The following is a 17,720-nucleotide window of genomic DNA, read 5'->3' on the forward strand; positions in this document are numbered from 1 at the left end:
ATGTAGGCGCGTGCGGTCCTTGCGGCAAGGGATGCAACCCGCACCCTGCCTTTCCGGTTGGGTCGGGTAGCAAGCGGGGTGACATTCTGACGGCGATCTGCTGGTTCCGGCGCGACCTTCGGGTCGCGGACAATCCCGCGCTGGCGGCGGCGGCGGCCGCTGGGCCGGTCGTCGCGCTGTTCGTCGTGGACGAGGTGCTGCGCGGGCAGGGCGCGGCGACGCGATGGCGGCTGCAAGGCGCGCTGAGCGCGCTCTCCGCCGACCTGAAGGGGCGCGGCGGCGCGCTGGTCGTGCGGACAGGCGACGCGGCAGAGGTGGTGGCCGGGGTCGCGGCCGAGGTCGATGCGGCCGAGATCCACGCGACCGACTGGCCCGAACCCGCGCGCAGCGCCGCCGACGCCCGCGTGGCGCAGCGGCTGGAAGCCGACGGCCGGCGCCTGATCCTTCATTGCGGGCACCTGCTGGTGGCGCCGCAGGCGATCCGCACCGGCTCGGGCGGCGTCTACAAGGTCTACACCCCCTTCGCGCGCGCCGTCCGCCGCCACGGCGTGCCCGCGCCGCTGCCCGAGCCGAAGATTTGCTGGGCCGACCCGCCCCGGTCCGAGCCGCTGCCCGACCTCGCCCCCGACATGGACCGCGGCGCCGAGGTGGTGGCGCGCCACGCCGCCCCGGCGGGCGAGGCGGCGGCGCGGGAACGGCTGGACGCGTTCCTCGGCCGCGCCGCAGGCTATCTTCAGCGGGACCGCCCGGACCGGCCCGAGGCGACCTCCGGCCTGTCCGACGCGCTGGCGACGGGCGAGATTTCGCCCCGCACGATCTGGGCCGCGGCCGAGCGGCACCTGCACGACCCGGCCCGCGCGCAGGCGGCCGAGAAGTTCCTGTCAGAACTGACCTGGCGCGACTTCGCCTGGCACCTGCTGACGGAATGGCCGACGCTGCCGGAAAGGGAATGGCGCGCCGAATTCGCCGCCTTCCCCTTTCGCCGCGACACGGCGGACGAGACCGCCTGGACCCGCGCCGTCACCGGCGAGCCGCTGGTCGACGCGGGGCTGCGCGAGATGTTCGTGACGGGGCGGATGCACAACCGCGTGCGGCTGGCGGTGGCAAGCTACCTTTCCAAGCACCTGCTGATCGACTGGCGCGTCGGGCTTCGCTGGTTCGCGGACACGCTGATCGACTGGGACCCCGCATCCAATGCGATGAACTGGCAGTGGGTGGCCGGCAGCGGGCCGGACGCCTCGCCCTATTTCCGCATCTTCAACCCCGCGACGCAGGCGGCGAAGTTCGATCCCAAAGGCGACTACCGCCGCCGCTGGCTCTGGGGCTGGGACGGCAGCGACAGCGAGGACGCGCGCGACTATTTCGACGCGGTGCCGCGTTCGTGGGGGATGGACCCGGCAGACGGCTATCCGGACGAGCCGATCGTGGATCTCGCCGCCGGGCGGCAGCGGGCGCTGGAGGCGCTGGCCACGATGCGGCAGGCTCAGGCCGAGCCTGATGTGGGCCCGGATGGGCGCGCGTCCGAGGCCCCGGACGAGGAGGAATAGCCGCCAGCCGGCAGCCCCGCGCGGAACGCGGCGGCGGCGGCGCGGATCGCGGCCTGCTCGTCAGGGTCGAAGCGTTCCCAGTTCCGCAGGATCGGCAGCATCCGGTTGTTCCCGCGCCAGCGGTCCGCGTGGCGCGCGACGAAATCCCAGTAGAGCGCGTTCCACGGGCAGGCCCCGTTGCCAAGGCGCTTCTTCGGATCGTAGCGGCAGGCGCCGCAGTAATTCGACATCCGGTTCACGTAGGCCGCGCTGGCCGCATAGGGCTTGGTCGCCATCAGCCCGCCGTCGCCGTACTGGCTCATCCCCAGCGTGTTCGGCAGTTCGACCCACTCGTAGGCGTCGACGTAGACGGCGAGATACCATTCGTGCACCTGCCGCGGATCGACGCCCATCAGCATCGCGAAGGTGCCGGTGATCATCAGCCGCTGGATGTGGTGGGCGTGGCCGATGTCGAGCGTCTGGCCCACCACCTCGGCCAGGCAGGCCATGTCGGTGTCGCCCGTCCAGTAGAGATCGGGCAGGTCGGCCGTTGCGTCGAGCGCGTTCAGGTCGACATAGGCCGGCATCTCGCGCCAGTAGATGCCGCGGACGTATTCGCGCCAGCCGATGATCTGGCGGACGAACCCCTCGACCGAGTTCAGGGGCGCGCGCCCTGCGCGCCATTCGGCCTCTGCCCGGCGGCAGAGGTCCAGCGGATCGAGAAGGCCGATGTTCAGGTAGGGCGACAGCAGCGAGTGGTAGAGATGCGGCTGGCCCAGCAGCATCGCGTCCTGGAAGCGGCCGAAATCGGGCAGGGCGTTCGCGATGAACCAGTCGCGTGCCGCCTCTGCCCCCGCCCGCGTGACGTGCCAGCGGAACTGGTCGAGACGGCCGACATGGCCTGCGAAACGGTCGCGGACAAGGGCGACGACCTCCTCGGTGACGGCGTCCGGGGTGGCGTCCGGCGCCTGCGGCAGGAACAGATCCGGCTTCGCGAGCGCGCGGTTCTCTGCGTCGAAGTTCCAGCGGTCCCCCGCGGGCTGATCGCCGTCCATCAACAGGCCGGTCTTGCGCCGGACCATGCGGTAGAAGTGCTCCATGATGAAATTGCGGCGCCCCGAGGCCCAGGTTTCGAACTCCTCGCGCGAGACGATGAAGCGGTCGTCGGCCAGCAGGTCCACCGGCACGCCGAGGGTCGCGGGCCAGTCCTGCATCTGGTCCCACAGCCGCCATTCGCCCGGCTCGGTCACCGCGACGCTTTCCGCGCCGGTCTCGCGCAGCGCGTCGGCCGCCGCGGCGCGCAGGTCCGGGGCGGCGTCCGGGTCGTCGATCCGGCGATAGGTCACGCGCCAGCCGGCCCCGCGCAGTTCCTCGGCGAAGTGGCGCATGGCGGAAAACACCAGCACCAGCTTCTGCTTGTGGTGGTCGGCGTAGCCCGCCTCGGCCGCAACCTCGGCCATCAGGACGGTGTCGCGCGCGGGGTCGGCGTGGCGCAGGGACGATATCCCCGGCGACAGCTGGTCGCCCAGGATCAGGATCAGGCGCGGCCTGTCAGGCATCGGCCAGCATCAGCCCCGCGGTGGCCTTGGCCGAGCCGACGACGCCGGGAATTCCCGCGCCGGGATGCGTGCCCGCGCCGACGATGAAGACGTTGCGGATGCGGTCGTCGCGGTTGTGGGGGCGGAACCAGGCCGATTGCGTCAGGATCGGCTCGACCGAGAAGGCGCTGCCGTGATGCGCGTTCAGTTCGGACGCGAAGTCCGAAGGCGTGAACACGAACCGCGTCGTCAGCGACCGGCGCAGGCCCGGGATCAGCCGCTCCTCCAGCGTGGCGAGGATGCGGTCGGCGTATTCCTCGCCCTTCGCGGCCCAGTCCACGTCGGCGCGGCCCAGATGGGGGACGGGGGCCAGGACGTAGTGCGTGGACATGCCGGGCGGGGCCATGTTCGGGTCGGTCACGGACGGCGAGTGGAGATACAGCGAATAATCGGGCGGCAGCGCCCGGCCGCCGAAGATCTCCGTCACGAGCTCGCGGTAGCGCGGGCCGAAGACGACCATGTGGTGGGCCAGCCCCCGGGGCAGGTGGTCGAGCCCGAAATGGCAGACGAACAGCGACATCGACCATCGCTTCCGCCCCAGGCTCCGCGCCATCGACTTGCCGCGCCGCGTTCCGCCCAGCAATTCCCGGTAGTGGTGCATGACGTCCGCGTTCGACGCCACCTGCGCGCAGGCGATCCGCCGCCCGTCTGCCAGCGTGACGCCGGTCGCGCGCGCGCCCTCGACCTCGATCCGGGCGACCCTGGCGTTCAGTTCAAGATGCCCGCCGAGGCGCTGGAAGTGCCGCGCCATCCCCGCGACCAGCGCGTTGGTGCCGCCCTTCGCGAACCAGACGCCGCCCTTGCGTTCCAGCGCGTGGATCAGCAGGTAGATCGAGCTCGTGGTGAACGGGTTCCCGCCGACCAGCAGCGAGTGGAAGCTGAACGCCTGCCTCAAGCGCGGGTCCGCGATGAAGCGCGACACGACCGCATAGACCGAGCGATACGCCTGCAGCCGCACCAGCTGCGGCGCGACCCGCATCATGTCGGAAAACGACTGGAACGGCACGGTGCCGAGCTTGTCGTACCCTTCCGCCATGACCTCGCGCGAGTAGGCGAGGAAGCGGCGGTAGCCCTCGACGTCCGCCGGGTTGATGGCGCGGATCGCGGCCTCGATCCGGGCCTGGTCGTCGGCGTATTCGAAGGTCGAGCCGTCCGGGAAGACGAGACGGTAGAACGGCTCGACGGGGACCAGCTGCACGTCGTCGCCGATCCGGTGGCCGCTGAGGCTCCACAGTTCGGCCAGCGCGGCGGGGTCGGTGATGACGGTCGGCCCGGCGTCGAAGACGTGGCCCTTGTCGTGCCAGACATAGGCCCGTCCGCCGGGCTTGTCCCGCGCCTCGACCAGCACCACGCGGCGCCCCGCCGCCTGAAGCCGGATCGCCAGCGCGAGGCCGCCGAGGCCTGCGCCGATCACCACGGCGTCGCATCTGTCGGGCATGGGCGTCATGTGGCGCGCTTTCGTCTGAGGTCTTCGAGCAGCGGGGCTTCGCGCAGGCACGGCAGCGCGTCGCGGATGGGGATGGGCGGGCGGCCCAGCAGGATGCGGGCCTGGTCGGCGCGGGTCAGGTCGCCCGCGTAGAAGCGTTCGATCAGCGGCTCGGGAAGGCGGTAGAACCGTTCCAGCACCTTGCGCCGGGCGGGCGGGGCGGCGCCCCTGAACAGCATCCGGCTGAGCAGCCGCAGGAAACGCTGCCGATCCGCCGTTTCCAGCGCGAAGCGGCGCATCGCGGCCATGACGCTCGCCGTGGAGACAGGCGATTCCAGCATCGCGGCGGCGATGATGTCAGCCGCCCGCGCGGCGAGCGGCAGCGAGTAGCCCGTCACCGGATGGAACAGCCCCGCGCGCATGCCCACGGGCACCGGGCCCGCGGCCGCGTCGGCCCAGAACGCCTCGGCGTCGAACGCCATCGCGATCGGCAGGACGCCGTGCTCGCGCCTCGCCTCGGTCCCGTCCCAGCCCTGTGCGCGGGCGTAGTCCTCGATCCCGGCCTCGAAGCTGGCGTGGTCCAGCGCGGGGCCGTCGGAATAGCGGGTGTCCTCGATCAGGATCCGGTCCGGCGCGAAGGGCAGGGTGTAGACGAAGCGGTAGCCGTCGCGCTGGTCCACCGTCGCGTCCATGATGATCGGCAGGGCGCGGCCGTGGGGGCGGGCGGTCTGCCGCTCGACGCCCACGAACTTCTGCCAGCCGAGCGTCAGGTAGCCGCGCGGCACGCGGCCGGTCGCGTCGATCACGCAGGGCGCGTCGATCCGGCTGCCGTCGTGAAGCTGCGCCCCGGCCGCCCCGATCGCCGTCGCGCGGCCGGGAAGGCGCGTCACCATCGGCAGCGCCTCGACCGCGGCGCGGAGCGACTGCGACGTCAGGCTCGCGTAGCCTGCCCGCAGGCGGCGGGCGTAGGACGGGAAGCGCACCTCCTGTCCCGGCCACCGATGGGCGACGGCGGGCGCGATCCAGCGGGCTGCGTCGGGGGAAAGGTCGGTGTCGTGGAAGGACCAGGTGTGGCTGTCGGACTGGCCTTCCTGCGGGGCGCCGGAATCCACGACCGTGATCCGGCGGCTTGCGTCCCGCGCGGCGACGGCGAGCGCGACGAGGCTGCCGGCAAGGCCGCCGCCGACGATCAGAACGTCCGCCCGGTCGGGGGTCATCGCAGCGCCCCCTCGACCGCATCGGCGGCGGCATCCGCCCCGCCGGCAGCCGCGATCTCGGCGCGCGCCGGGTCGAGCGCGGCGCGCCAGCGCGGGTCGGTGGTGACGGACGCGATGGCGGCTGCAAGGCTGTCCGGCGTGACGCGGCGGGGGGAAAGCGTGATCGCCGCGCCCGCCCGTCTGAGCCGGGCGGCGATGCCGTTCTGGTCATTGCCCAGGGGCAGCGCCACCATCGGCACCCCGAACCCGGCCGCGTCCAGCACGGTGTTGAGGCCGCCGTGCGTCACGACCGCCGCCGCCCCGCGGATCGCCGGCAGCTGGTCGAAGAACGCGCGCACGTCGATGCGGCCCGGCCAGATGGCGGTCAGCGCGGCGGCCTGTGCCGGGCTCAGCCCCCCGCAATGGGCGACCGCGACGTTCACGCCGGCCAGCCGCGCCGCGCGCGCGATCACGGTGAACAGCCGCAGCCGCCCCCCCGCGATGGTGCCGAGCGAGGCGAAGACATAGGGCGCGCCGTCGAACAGCGGCGGGTCAGCCGCCGCCGCGACCGGGCGGCGGATCGGCCCGACGACGGGGCCGACCGGCTGCGGGCGCGGGAAGTCCAGCGCGGCGATCCACTGGGCGACCGACCCCTCTGCGCCGATCCAGTCCGACGGGCGGTCGCGGACGGGCAGGCCGTGCAGGCGGCACCCCTCGGCCAGCGCCCGGCGCTGCGCGGTCATCAGCCAGTCCGACACGCGCCACGCGCCCTCGGCCCGCCGCACCCCGTCCTCGCCCTCGCGCCAGTCCCAGCCGACATAGGGCGGCGGCATCCCGGGATCGCGCCGCAGCGGCAGCGACGCGGCGAGCGTGACGCGGGGCACCCCTGCGGCGTCGGCGGCAAGGCTGCCGCCCGGCTCCATCTCGTCCACCACGGCGATGTCGGCGCGGGCGGCGCGAAGGGCGGCGGGGCCGTCAAGCGCGTGGGCGCGGGTCGCGCGGGCGGTGTCGCGCAGAAGGCGGGCGAAGCCCGCCGGACCGCCGCCGATCCGTCCCGCCTGGGCCGGGCCGCGGAAGGGCTGGAAGCCCGCGCCCTCGCGCTGCGCGTGGGGCTGAAGCGCGGGCGGCCCGACGAAGATCACCTCGTGCCCGCGCCCTGCCAGCCGCGCGGCCAGCGCGCCGTGGACCGCCGCGTGGCTGCGATAGGGCGGCATGAGGAACGCGATCCGGGCCATGGGTCGAGGTCAGGCCGACGCCGCCGCAGCGTCGCGGCCGGGCAGGTCGCGCGGCAGCACCTGCGCGATGTAGCGGTCGACGGCCGTACCGGCGAAGCCGCAGTCCGACAGGCTGCGATCCAGGTCGGCGCGCATGGCGTGGTACAGCGCCACCGCATCGTCGAGGCCGCGGACCGCAAGCTGCCCGCGCCCCGCCCCGTCCCGGCCGACGGTCTTCCCCGTCGATTCCTCGGTTCCGACCGCGTCCAGAAGGTCGTCGAGGCACTGGAAGCAGCGCCCGAGCAGCAGCCCCAGCGCCGCCATGCCCTTCTGCCGGTCCGCGCCGCAGCCGGCGGCCAGCGCCACCATGTCGAAGCCGCAGACGAACAGCGCCCCGGTCTTGAGATCGTGCTCGGCCTTGATCCCCTGCGCCGACTTCTCCGGGCTGAGGTCGCGCAGCTGCCCCTCGCACAGGCCCGCCGTGCCGACCGCATCGGCCAGCAGCGCCGCCATCCCGGCCCGCTTCCCGGCGTCCGCGGGCGCGCGGGACACCAGCCGCACCGCCTCGGCCAACAGCGCGATGCCGGCGAGGATCGTCGTCGCCTCGCCGTGGCGGACGTGGAATGCGGGCGTGCCGCGGCGAAGCGCGGCGTTGTCCATGCTGGGCAGGTCGTCGATCAGCAGCGACGCCGTGTGGATCATCTCGCAGGCGACGGCGGCGTCCAGCACCGCGTCCCCAGCCGCGCCCAGCGCCTCGGCCGTCAGCAGCATCAGCGTGCCGCGAAAGCACTTGCCCTGCGTGTCGAGCGCATCAGCCAGCACCGGACCCAGCCGCGACCCGTCCGCGCGCATCCCCGTCGTCAGTGCGCCGATCCGCGCGCGCAGGCGCGCGCGAGCTGTGCCTGCGTGGTCCGCGGGATCGTGGGGCTTGCCGTCGGGCCCATCGGGGGGGCCGGCGTGCTGCCCGCCGCGGGAAGAGTCCTTGCTGAAATCCATCGCCTCCGTGCCGCGATCCGGCCCGTTCCTGTCCGTTTCGTCGGGTGAAGGTTGTGCTGCCCCGCACCGGTTTGCAAACCTTAACGGCGCAGCGGCGGCTGCCGTTCCGGCGGTCCGAGTCAAAGCGGGAACACGACCAGCAGCAGCGGCACCGCCACGGCGAGGCTGATGAGTTCCAGCGGCAGGCCCAGCCGCCAGTAATCGCCGAAACGGTAGCCGCCCGGCCCCATGATCAGCGCATTGTTCTGGTGCCCGATCGGCGTCAGGAACGCGCAGGACGCCGCGATCGCGATGCCCATGATGAAGGCGTCCGGGTTCACCCCCATCTCGTGGGCAAGGCGGATCCCCACCGGCAGGGCGATGATGACCGTCGCCGTGTTGTTGAGGATGTCCGACAGGAGCATCGTCACCACCATCAGCATCAGCAGCGCGACCCAGGCTGGCGCGCCGGCGCTCGCCTGACCCAGCCAGCCCGCGATCTGGGCCGATGCGCCGGTCGTCTCGATCGCCTCTCCCAGCGGGATCATCGCGCCCAGAAGGACGATGATCGGCCAGTCCACGTGGTCGTAGATTTCCTCGACCGTCAGGATGCCGCCGAGGACATACAGGATCACGACGGCGCTGAGCGCGGTGGCCATCGTGGTCAGCCCCGCCGTGACCAGCGCGATCGCGCCGCCGAACAGCGCCAGCGCCAGCCACAGCCGCTTTTCGCGCGTGACGGCCAGACCGCCGCTTTCCAGCACCATCAGGTCCGACGGGTCGAGGTCGTCGAGCGCGCCTTCCGGCATCAGGATCAGCAGCACGTCGCCGCTGCGGATGCGCTTGGCGCCGAGCTTGTCGCGCAACGTCTGCTGCTGGCGCTGGATCCCCAGCAGCGTGCCCTGGATCCGGCCGTGGCCGATCACGTTCTCGGTCCGCCGGCCGATCAGGCGCGATGTCTGCGGCACCACCGCCTCGACCAGCCGCCGGCCCGATCCGTCCGGGACGACGTCGCCTTCGCCCCCCTCGGGGAAGCCGAGGCCCGAGCCGGACCGGAACTCTTCCAGAGCGGCGGGCCCGGCCTCGACCACCAGCCGGTCGCCCTCGTTCAGGACCAGCATCGGCGTCGTGCGATAGTGGCGCGCGCCGCCGCGTTCGATGGCGAGGATGCCGACCTGCGCCTCGGCCGCGGCCTCGGCCAGCTCGCCCCAGGTCTTGCCGGCGGCGGCCGATCCTTCCGGGATCACCAGGGCGGCCACGTAGCCGCGCAGCTTCTCGCGGCTGTCCATCGCGGCGCGGTCGCCCGCGCGGCGCGGCAACAGGCGCCAGCCGATCAGGGCGATGAACGTCACGCCCGCCAGCGCCACCGCGCCGCCCACGGGCAGGAAGTCGAACATCCGGTAGCCCTCGCCCAGCGCGTCCTCGCGGAAAGCCGAGGCGAGCAGGTTCGGCGGCGTCCCGATCAGGGTCAGAAGGCCGCCCAGCACGGTCGCGAAGGCCAGCGGCATCAGCGTCAGGCCGGGGCTGCGCCCCGCCTTGCGCGCGGCCTGCACGTCGATCGGCATCAGGATCGCCAGCGCCGCCACGTTGTTCATGAAGCCCGAAATCGCCGCCCCCACGGCCGCGAGAAGGCCCACATGCGCGCCGACGCCGCGGCCGTTGTTGGCCAGGCGCCTGGTCAGCATCGCCACCACGCCCGCGCGCTGCAGCCCAGCCGTCACGATCAGGATCAGCGCCACGATGAACGTGGCGGGGTTGCTGAAGCCGGTGAACGCCTGCTCGGCCGGGACGATGCCCGTCAGCACCGCGGCGATCAGCCCCGCGAAGGCGACGAGGTCGTAGCGCCAGCGGTCCCAGACCATCAGGATCATGACCACGGCGAAGATGGCGTAGATGGTGATCTGCGGCGTCGTCACGGCAGGCGGTTCCTTTCCGGCGGGAAGTGCGACATGCGCAAAATCCGCGGCCCTGTCCATGCGCGATTTATCAAGTCGCGGGGTGGATCCATCCGGGGCCGCGGGGTGTTGCCCAAGGCCATATCAGACAGGTCGACATGCCCCCCTCAGCCGAACCCGCACCCGAAGACGCACCCGAGCCCGCACCCGCACCCGACGCCGACAACGATCCCGGCACGCAGTCCCGCAAGACGTCGCCCCAGCCGCGCATGGGGGCGGCGGAAACCGCCGTCGCGCTGGCCGCCATGCTGGAGAGCGGCGACGTGATCTTCGCGGCCGAGGGCGAGGGCGAGGCCGCGGCGACCGCCCGCGCGCTCGAAGCCGCCGCACCCGGCGCTGAGGTGGTGCTGCTGCCCGACAGCGATGCGCTGCTGGCGCAGGACGCGCCCGCTTCGCCCGCCAACACCGGGCTGCGGAACGCCGCGCTCACCCGCCTGCGCGACCTGTCCGGGCAATCCGACCGCCCGCCGGTCGCGCTGATCACCACGGGCGAGGCGCTGGCCTACGCGATGCCCGCGCCCTCCGGCGTCGCAGACACCTCGATGACGCTCGCCGTGGGCGACGCGGCCGAGGACGAGGCGCTGGTCGCAGCGATCGTGGCGCTGGGCTACGTCGAGGACAACCGCGTCGACGAACCCGGCGAGGTCGCGCTGCAGGGGCAGGTCGTGGACGTGTTCCCCGGCCAGGCCGACGACCCGGTGCGCATCGAGATCGAGGACGGCCGCATCGTCCAGATGAGCCGCTACGACCTCGTCGACCAGCGCACGGTCGAGGACGTGCGCTCGGTCGTGGTCGCGCGGCTGACGGAACTGCCGCTGGGCGACGACCGCTGCAGCGTGACCGACCACCTGCCCGGGGCGCGCATCGTGCTGGGCCGGGCGGCCGACCGCAGGCGCCGGCAGATGCTGGACCTTGGCGCCGAGATCATGGGCGGGACCGCGCTGGCGGCGCGCAGGCTTCTGCCCGACGAGGCGTGGCAGGAACGGATCCGCGAGCGCGAGGTCGTGACGCTGGCGCCGGGGGGCGAGCCGCCGGTGCGTTTCGTGGAACGGAAGTCGCCGCTCCGCGCCTTCACCCGCGCGGCAGAGCAGGCGATCGCGGACGGCGACCGCGTGGTGCTGATCGGGTCCGAGCGCGACCTGCGGTTCCTGTCGTGGCGGGCGCTGGCGGGGTTGGGCGACGTGCGGGCGGCGGGGTCGTGGGCCGAGGTGACGCAGGCCGATCCGGGCAGCGTCCTGACGCTGCCCATGCCGTGCCGCCGGGGGTTCCGGCGCGACGGCGTGCTGGCGGTGGCGGCGGCCGACCTGCTGGGCAGCCGGGCGCAGCGCGACGACGCCGCCCGCGCGGGCGGCCCCGCGCCGATGGAGGCGGTGGACATCGCCATCGGCGACGTGGTCGTGCACGAGGATCACGGCATCGCCGTCGTCAGCGGCATTGAGGCCCTGCCCGCGCCGGAGGGGATGCCCGACCCCGGCGACGCGATCCGCCTGACCTATGCCGCGGACGGCGTGCGGCTGGTCCCGGTCGCGCAGGCGCACCAGGTCTGGCGCTACGGCGCCGAACCCGAGGCGGTGACGCTGGACCGGCTGGACGGGTCCAGCTGGCGCAAGCGGCGCGACGAGATCGAGGCGGCGGTGGCGGAAACGGCCGCCGGCCTCGCCCGGCTGGCCGAGGAACGGGCGGGCCAGACGGCGCCGGTGTTCGACCCCGAGCCCTCGGACTACGAACGCTTCGCGGCGGGCTTTCCCTACGCCGAGACCCCGGACCAGTCCCGCGCGATCGAGGCGGTGCGGGACGATCTCGCCTCGGGCCGCCCGATGGACCGGCTGGTCGTGGGCGACGTGGGCTTCGGCAAGACGGAGGTCGCGCTGCGCGCCGCCGCCATCGCCGTGCTGGCGGGGCGGCAGGTCGCGGTCGCGGCGCCCACCACGGTGCTGGCGCGCCAGCATATCGAGGAATTCACGCGCCGCTTCGCCACCCTCGGCGTGAAGGTCGGCGGGCTCACCCGCCTGACCTCCTCCGCCGAACGCAAGGCGGTGCTCGAAGGGCTGGCCGACGGGTCGGTGCAGGTCGTCGTGGGCACCGGCGCCGTGGCGGGCAAGGGGGTCGAATACAAGGACCTCGGCCTCGTCGTCGTCGACGAGGAACAGCGCTTCGGGACCGCCGACAAGAACAAGCTGCGCGCGCTGTCGGCCGGCCATGTCCTGACGCTGACCGCGACGCCGATCCCGCGGACGCTGCAGACCGCGCTGATCGGGCTGCAGCAGCTGTCGGTGATCGCGACCGCGCCGGGCCGCCGCCAGCCGATCCGCACCACCGTGGCCGAGTTCGACCCGGCCATGCTCCGCGCCGCCCTGCTGCGCGAACGCGCGCGGCGGGGGCAGAGCTTCGTCGTCGTGCCCCGCATCGGCGACATGGAGGGGATGGCCGCGACGCTGGCCGATCTCTTGCCGGATTTCAGCGTGCTGCAGGTCCACGGCAAGATGCCCGCCGCCGACATCGACGACGCGATGATCCGCTTCGCGGGCGGCGACGGCGACGTGCTGCTGGCGACCAACATCATCGAGGCGGGGCTGGACGTGCCGCGCGCCAACACCATGATCGTCAGCCGCGCCGACCGCTTCGGCCTGTCGCAGCTGCACCAGCTGCGCGGCCGGGTCGGGCGCGGCAACCGGCGCGGGCAGATGGTGATGTTCACCGACGAAGGCGCCGAGGTCGCGCCGCGGACGCTGAAGCGGCTGCAGACGCTGGCGACGCTGAACCGGCTCGGCGCGGGGTTCGAGATCAGCGCCCGCGACCTCGATCTGCGCGGCGGCGGCGACATCCTGGGTGACACGCAGGCGGGTCACGTCAAGCTGATCGGGATCGACCTCTACCAGCAGCTGCTCGCCAACGCGCTGGTCGCGCTGCGGGGCGAGCCCGAGGAGCGCTGGACGCCCGAACTGCAGCTGGGCGCGCAGGGCCGCCTGCCCGAGGACTGGATCGCCGACGACGACATCCGCCTTGGCATCTACATGCGGCTGGCGCGGATGGACGACCGCGACGAGGTGGACCTGGTCCAGGCCGAGCTCGAGGACAGGTTCGGCGACATCCCGGACGAGGCGCGGCAGCTGCTGGCCGCGACCCGGCTGCGCGCCGACGCGCGCCGCGCCGGGATCGCGAAGGTGGGCGCGGGCCCGGCGGGCATCGCGCTTACCCCACGCGAGGGCGCGGCGCTGCCCGGCGACCCCGGCGCCTTCGGACTGGAGAACCGCGACGGCGTCCTGGTGCTGGCCGAGGCGATCGAGGACCCCGCCGCGCGGCTCGACCGCACCGCGACCCTGCTGCGGGAACTGGCGGAGGCGGCGGAACCCGGGGGCGACGGCTGAGCGGCCGGGCGGCCGCCCCTGCTCGCGCGCGTCGGCGTCAGTGGACCGGCCGGCCCGCCGCCGGCGCGGCCGGGCTGCCGCGCCGTTCCGGCCTGACCCCGAACACGACGCAATAGAGCGCCGGCACGAACAGCAGCGTGATCAGCGTCCCCGCGATGATCCCGCCCATCATCGCGTAGGCCATCGGCCCCCAGAACACCTGCCGGGCGATCGGGATCAGGGCAAGGCTCGCCGCCGCCGCCGTCAGCAGGATCGGGCGGGCGCGGCTGTCGGACGCCTCGTACATCGCGTCCCAGCGGGACAGGCCGGACTCGAGCAGGTTCTGCGCCTCGTGGACCAGGATGATCGAGTTGCGGATCAGGATGCCGACAAGGGCGAGGATCCCCAGGATCGCGACGAACCCCATCGGCACCCCGAACGGCACCAGCGTGGCCACCACGCCGATCAGCCCCAGCGGCGCGGCGGCGAACACGATCGCCGCCAGCCGCATGCTCTGCATCTGCGCCATGACCAGCACCGCCATGATGAGCAGCATCAGCGGCACCACCGCCGCGATCGGTTCCTGGCTCTCGGCCGAGGATTCGACCGAGCCGCCGATCTCCACGTCCACCGATGGCGGCAGCGTCCGCGTGAACGCCTCGATCGACGGCGCCAGCGCGGCGACCAGCGTGGCGGGCTGGTCGCCGGTGGCGATGGCGGCCATGACCGTCACCGTGGGGCGGCCGTCGCGCTGGTGGATCAGCGGCTGTTCGGTCCCGTATTCCAGCCGCGCGAGCGAGGCGAGCGGGATCGGCGTCCCGGTGGGCGTCGACAGCTGCAGGTTCTGGATCGCCTCGAGCGACTGGCGGTTCGCGGCGTCGCCCCGCGCGACCACGTCGATCAGGTAGATGTCGTCGCGCAGCTGCGTGACCGTGGTGCCCGAGAACAGCGCCGCCAGCGACCCCGAGATCGCCTGGCTGGTGATCCCCAGCCGCCGGGCCTGGTCCTGGTCGACCACGACGCGCACGACCCGCGCCGGTTCGCTCCAGTTCAGCGAGATGTCGCGCAGCCGCGGCTCGCGCGCCAGCACCGCCGCGAGGTCGCGGGCGGCGTCGCGCGCCTCGTCCATGTCGGACGAGCTGACGCGGTACTGCACCGGCTTGCCGACCGGGGGGCCGATTTCCAGGTTCTTGACGAAGACGTCGGTGCCGACCAGGTCGCGCGCCGCCATCGCGCGCAGCTTGGCCTTCAGCGCATCGCGGGCTTCCAGCGACCCGGTCTGGATCACGATCTGGCCCATGAACGGCCCCGGCGTCGGCACGTCCAGCGCCAGGACGAAACGCGGCGCGCCGGTGCCGACATAGGTGGTCCAGAACTCCGGTTCGGGCTGCTCCGCAAGAAAGGCCTCGATCCGGCCGATGGTCTCGTCGGTCTTGGCGATCGACGCGTTCTGGCGTTCGTTGACGTCGATGATGATCTCGGTCCGGTCCGAGGTCGGGAAGAACTGCTGCTCGACGAACTGCATCCCCCAGACCGACGCGGCGAACAGCGCGAAGGTCACGGCCACCGTCACCCATTTCCAGCGCATCGCCGCGACGAGAAGGCGGCGGAATCCCCGCCGCAGGAGCCCGGCCCGCGTCGCGTGGTGCGCCATCTGCCGGGGCAGCAGCGCCACCCCCAGCACGGGCACGAACAGCACCGCGACGATCCAGCTGACCACCAGCGACACCGCGATCACCACGAACAGCGAGAAGGTGAACTCCCCCGCCGCCGACGAATTGAGCCCGATCGGGATGAACCCGGCGACGGTCACGAGCGTCCCGGTCAGCATCGGCGCCGCGATCGAGGTCCAGGCATAGCTCGCCGCGCGGTCGATGGTCTCGCCGATCTCGAGGCGCGAGATCATCGTCTCGATCGCGATCATGGCGTCGTCCACCAGAAGCCCCAGCGCGATGATGAGCGCGCCCAGCGAGATGCGCTGCAGCGTGATCCCGTAGATTTCCAGGATCACGAAGCTGATCGCGAGCACCAGGGGGATCGTCAGCGTCACCACGAAGCCGGCGCGGAACCCCAGGCTCACGAAGCTGACGATGAGGACGATCCCCACCGCCTCGACCAGCGCCTTGATGAAGTGGCCGACGGCGTCGGTCACGACATGCGGCTGGTCCGCGAACTTGTGCATCTCGATCCCGACCGGCAGGTCGGCGGCGATGCCGGCCATGAGGGCGTCGAGCTCGGCCCCGAAGGTCTGGATGTTCTCGCCCTGCCGCATCGCGACCTGAAGCCCGATCGCCTCCTGCCCGTTGTAGCGGAAGAGCGACTGCGGCGGGTCGGTGTAGCCGCGCCGGACGGTGGCCACGTCGGCAAGGTTGAAGAAGCGGTCGCCGATCCGCAGGTTCACGGCCGCGATGGCGCGGGCGTCATCGAACTGCCCGCCCACGCGGACGAGGATCAGCTCCGGCCCCGCCTGGATCATGCCGGACGCCGAGATCGCGTTCTGCTGCGCCAGCGTTTGCAGGACCTGTTCCTGGTTCAGCCCCAGCGCGGCCAGCCGCGAGGGCGAGAATTCAAGGTAGATCTGTTCGTCGCGCTCGCCCAGTAGCTGGGTCTTGCCGGCCGAGGGCAGGCCCTGCACCTGCTTGCGCACGTCCTCGACGCGGTCGCGCAGTTCGCGCAAGGGATAACCGTCGCTCGTGAAGGCGTAGATGTTGCCGTAAACGTCGCCGAAGTTGTCGTTGAACTGGACGCCCGCGAATTCCTGCGGGAACTCGGCGCGGATGTCCCCGATCATCTGCCGGACGCGGTTCCAGATCTGCGGGACCTCGTTGCTGCGGGTGGTGGGCAGCAGCTCGACATAGACGACCGATTGCCCCGGCATCGTGACCGAGCGGGTGAAGTTCAGCTCGTCCAGTTCCTCGAGCTTGGTCTCGATCCGCGTGGTGACCTGCTTGACCGTCTCCTCGATCGTGGCGCCGGGCAGGGCGGCCGAGATGACCATGGTCTTGATCGTGAAGGCCGGGTCTTCCTCGCGGCCCAGCCGGGCGTAGCTGATCGCGCCGGCGATCATGGAGACGATCAGCAGGAACCACACGAACGAGCGGTGGTGCAGCGCCCAGTCGGACAGGTTGAAGCCGCCGCCGTCGTGGAGGCCGCCGCCCCGGGCGGTCGGCGCGGGCTGCTGGGGGACCGGGCCGGAGACGGGGCTGGGGCCGGGTTCAGGGGCGGATGCCGGCGGGGCAGGGTTGTCGTGGTCGGGGTTCGTCATGGCTCCACCGCCCGGCCGACGGGCTGGCCTTCCTTCAGCGAATGGACGCCGCGGATCACGACCTCGTCGCCCGGTTGGATCCCTTCCGTGACAAGGACCCGGCCCGCGTATCCGGGGCCGGTCGTCACGTCGCGCAGCGACACGGTGGCGGCGTCGGCGGAACGGGTGACCACCCACACCTTCGCCTGCGCCCCGTCGCCCGGCCGCACCAGCGCCCCTCCGGGCAGCGTCAGCATCGCGCCGTCGTCGCGCCCGCGCGACGCCCGGATGAGCGACCCCAGCCGGAAGCCCGCGGGTTCGTCCAGCGCAAGGTGGACGCGGCGGGTCCGGGTGGCGGCGTCGGCCAGGGGCTCGATCCTGACCACGCGGGCGGGCACGCCGCCGGTCGGATCGGAGTCCGGCACGACCGTAAAGCCCGCGCCGGGCTGCAGCCCGGCGAGCTGCGCTTCCGGCAGGTCGATCACCGCCTCGCGTTCGTGAAGCGAGGCGACCGTCAGCACGGGTTCGCCCGCCGACACCACGCTGCCGGGGTTGCGGTGCACGGCGCTGACCAGCCCTTCGAACGGCGCGGTGATCTGGGCCGAGCCGAGCGCGTCGAGCGCGCGGGCCAGTTCCGAATCCGCCTGCCGCCGCGCGGCGGCCGCGGCGGCGAGCGCCCTCTCGGCATTCTCGAGCTGGGCCTGGCTGGTCACGTCGCGGGTCTTGAGCGCGCGGGTGCGCTCCGCCGCCGATCGCGCCGTCGCAAGCTGCACCTCGGCCGAGGCGAGCGCGGCGCGCGCGGCGCTCACGTCCGCCTGCAGGTCGTCGGGATCGAGCCGCGCGAGCACCTGCCCCGACGCCACCTCGTCGCCCACATCGACCGGACGCTCGATGATCGTGCCCAGCGTCTCGAACGCCAGCACCGCCTCGGTGCTGGCGGCGATCACGCCGGGGACGGCAAGCTGGAAGGCGGGGACGTCGGTCACGGTTTCGGTGACCACCGGGCGGGGCGGGGCGGGGGGAGGCGTTTCTTCCCTTTGCGCCCAGGGAAGGGTGACGGGGGAATCGGCGGACCACGGCCGGGTCATGGCCAGGCCCGCCGCGGCGAGGGCCGCCACGACCACGGCGATCACGGCGATGCGCCGGCGGGGGCTCTTGCGGGCAGCGGCCCGGGCAGGGGTCGGGTGGCCGGGGATCGGGCGGGCCGGGGTGGGGCGGGCCGGGGTGGGGCGGGCAGGT

10 protein-coding genes are annotated in these 17,720 nt (G+C 72.8%); 2 read left to right on the forward strand and 8 right to left on the reverse strand.

All coding sequences use genetic code 11. The features are described from left to right. The first annotated feature begins 95 nt into the window (after positions 1–95). Positions 96–1,547 carry a cryptochrome/photolyase family protein gene (locus ELI80_RS06535; protein ID WP_328592238.1) on the forward strand — a complete coding sequence of 484 codons (1,452 nt, stop codon included), beginning with the start codon at positions 96–98 and terminating at the stop codon, positions 1,545–1,547. On the opposite strand, the gene ELI80_RS06540 is transcribed toward ELI80_RS06535, so the two are convergent. The 6 genes from ELI80_RS06540 to ELI80_RS06565 form a co-directional block, all read right to left on the reverse strand. Then, a complete protein-coding gene (locus ELI80_RS06540; protein WP_201740570.1) occupies positions 1,484–3,085 on the reverse strand; it encodes a cryptochrome/photolyase family protein in 1,602 nt (533 codons plus the stop codon). The two genes, ELI80_RS06535 and ELI80_RS06540, sit on opposite strands and share 64 nt — an antisense overlap. After that, on the reverse strand, positions 3,078–4,571 hold the full coding sequence (locus ELI80_RS06545) for a phytoene desaturase (RefSeq protein WP_136650307.1): 1,494 nt from the start codon (positions 4,569–4,571) through the stop codon (positions 3,078–3,080). The genes ELI80_RS06540 and ELI80_RS06545 overlap by 8 nt, the downstream gene beginning before the upstream one ends. Further along, positions 4,568–5,767 (reverse strand): lycopene beta-cyclase CrtY, encoded by a 1,200-nt coding sequence (gene crtY, locus ELI80_RS06550; RefSeq protein ID WP_136650308.1) that lies wholly within the window; start codon positions 5,765–5,767, stop codon positions 4,568–4,570. The genes ELI80_RS06545 and crtY overlap by 4 nt, the downstream gene beginning before the upstream one ends. Further along, positions 5,764–6,981 (reverse strand): glycosyltransferase, encoded by a 1,218-nt coding sequence (locus tag ELI80_RS06555; protein ID WP_136650309.1) that lies wholly within the window; start codon positions 6,979–6,981, stop codon positions 5,764–5,766. Before ELI80_RS06555 ends, crtY begins: the two co-directional genes overlap by 4 nt. Positions 6,982–6,990: 9 nt before the next feature. Beyond that, the gene (locus ELI80_RS06560) at positions 6,991–7,956 is read right to left on the reverse strand and encodes a polyprenyl synthetase family protein (RefSeq protein ID WP_136650310.1); all 966 of its coding nucleotides are present in this window, start codon (positions 7,954–7,956) and stop codon (positions 6,991–6,993) included. Positions 7,957–8,075: 119 nt separating this feature from the next. Next, positions 8,076–9,851, reverse strand: a complete 1,776-nt coding sequence (locus ELI80_RS06565; protein ID WP_136650311.1) for an SLC13 family permease — start codon at positions 9,849–9,851, stop codon at positions 8,076–8,078. A 137-nt stretch (positions 9,852–9,988) separates the two neighbouring features. On the opposite strand from ELI80_RS06565, the gene ELI80_RS06570 reads away from it, so the two are divergent. Then, positions 9,989–13,258, forward strand: coding sequence for a helicase-related protein (locus ELI80_RS06570; RefSeq protein WP_201740571.1), 3,270 nt, complete (start codon positions 9,989–9,991; stop codon positions 13,256–13,258). Between the two features lie 37 nt (positions 13,259–13,295). Here the strand turns inward: ELI80_RS06570 and ELI80_RS06575 are convergent, their stop codons facing one another. Both ELI80_RS06575 and ELI80_RS06580 read right to left on the reverse strand, forming a co-directional pair. Next, entirely contained in the window at positions 13,296–16,502 is a 3,207-nt protein-coding gene (locus tag ELI80_RS06575) for an efflux RND transporter permease subunit (RefSeq protein ID WP_136650312.1), read from the reverse strand. Next, on the reverse strand, positions 16,499–17,720 hold a 1,222-nt coding region (locus ELI80_RS06580; protein WP_328592237.1), incomplete at its 5' end, for an efflux RND transporter periplasmic adaptor subunit. The genes ELI80_RS06580 and ELI80_RS06575, both read right to left, overlap by 4 nt.

The sequence above is a fragment of the Paracoccus aeridis genome, from assembly GCF_004923205.2.
GTDB lineage: Bacteria > Pseudomonadota > Alphaproteobacteria > Rhodobacterales > Rhodobacteraceae > Paracoccus > Paracoccus aeridis.

What these genes read in the sequence shown, in the direction of transcription:
- ELI80_RS06540 (WP_201740570.1), bottom strand. Translation starts at nt 3,085, where the DNA reads ATGCCTGACAGGCCGCGCCTGATCCTGATCCTGGGCGACCAGCTGTCG.
- ELI80_RS06545 (WP_136650307.1), bottom strand. Translation starts at nt 4,571, where the DNA reads ATGACGCCCATGCCCGACAGATGCGACGCCGTGGTGATCGGCGCAGGC.
- crtY (WP_136650308.1), bottom strand. Translation starts at nt 5,767, where the DNA reads ATGACCCCCGACCGGGCGGACGTTCTGATCGTCGGCGGCGGCCTTGCC.
- ELI80_RS06555 (WP_136650309.1), bottom strand. Translation starts at nt 6,981, where the DNA reads ATGGCCCGGATCGCGTTCCTCATGCCGCCCTATCGCAGCCACGCGGCG.
- ELI80_RS06560 (WP_136650310.1), bottom strand. Translation starts at nt 7,956, where the DNA reads ATGGATTTCAGCAAGGACTCTTCCCGCGGCGGGCAGCACGCCGGCCCC.
- ELI80_RS06570 (WP_201740571.1), top strand. Translation starts at nt 9,989, where the DNA reads ATGCCCCCCTCAGCCGAACCCGCACCCGAAGACGCACCCGAGCCCGCA.
- ELI80_RS06575 (WP_136650312.1), bottom strand. Translation starts at nt 16,502, where the DNA reads ATGACGAACCCCGACCACGACAACCCTGCCCCGCCGGCATCCGCCCCT.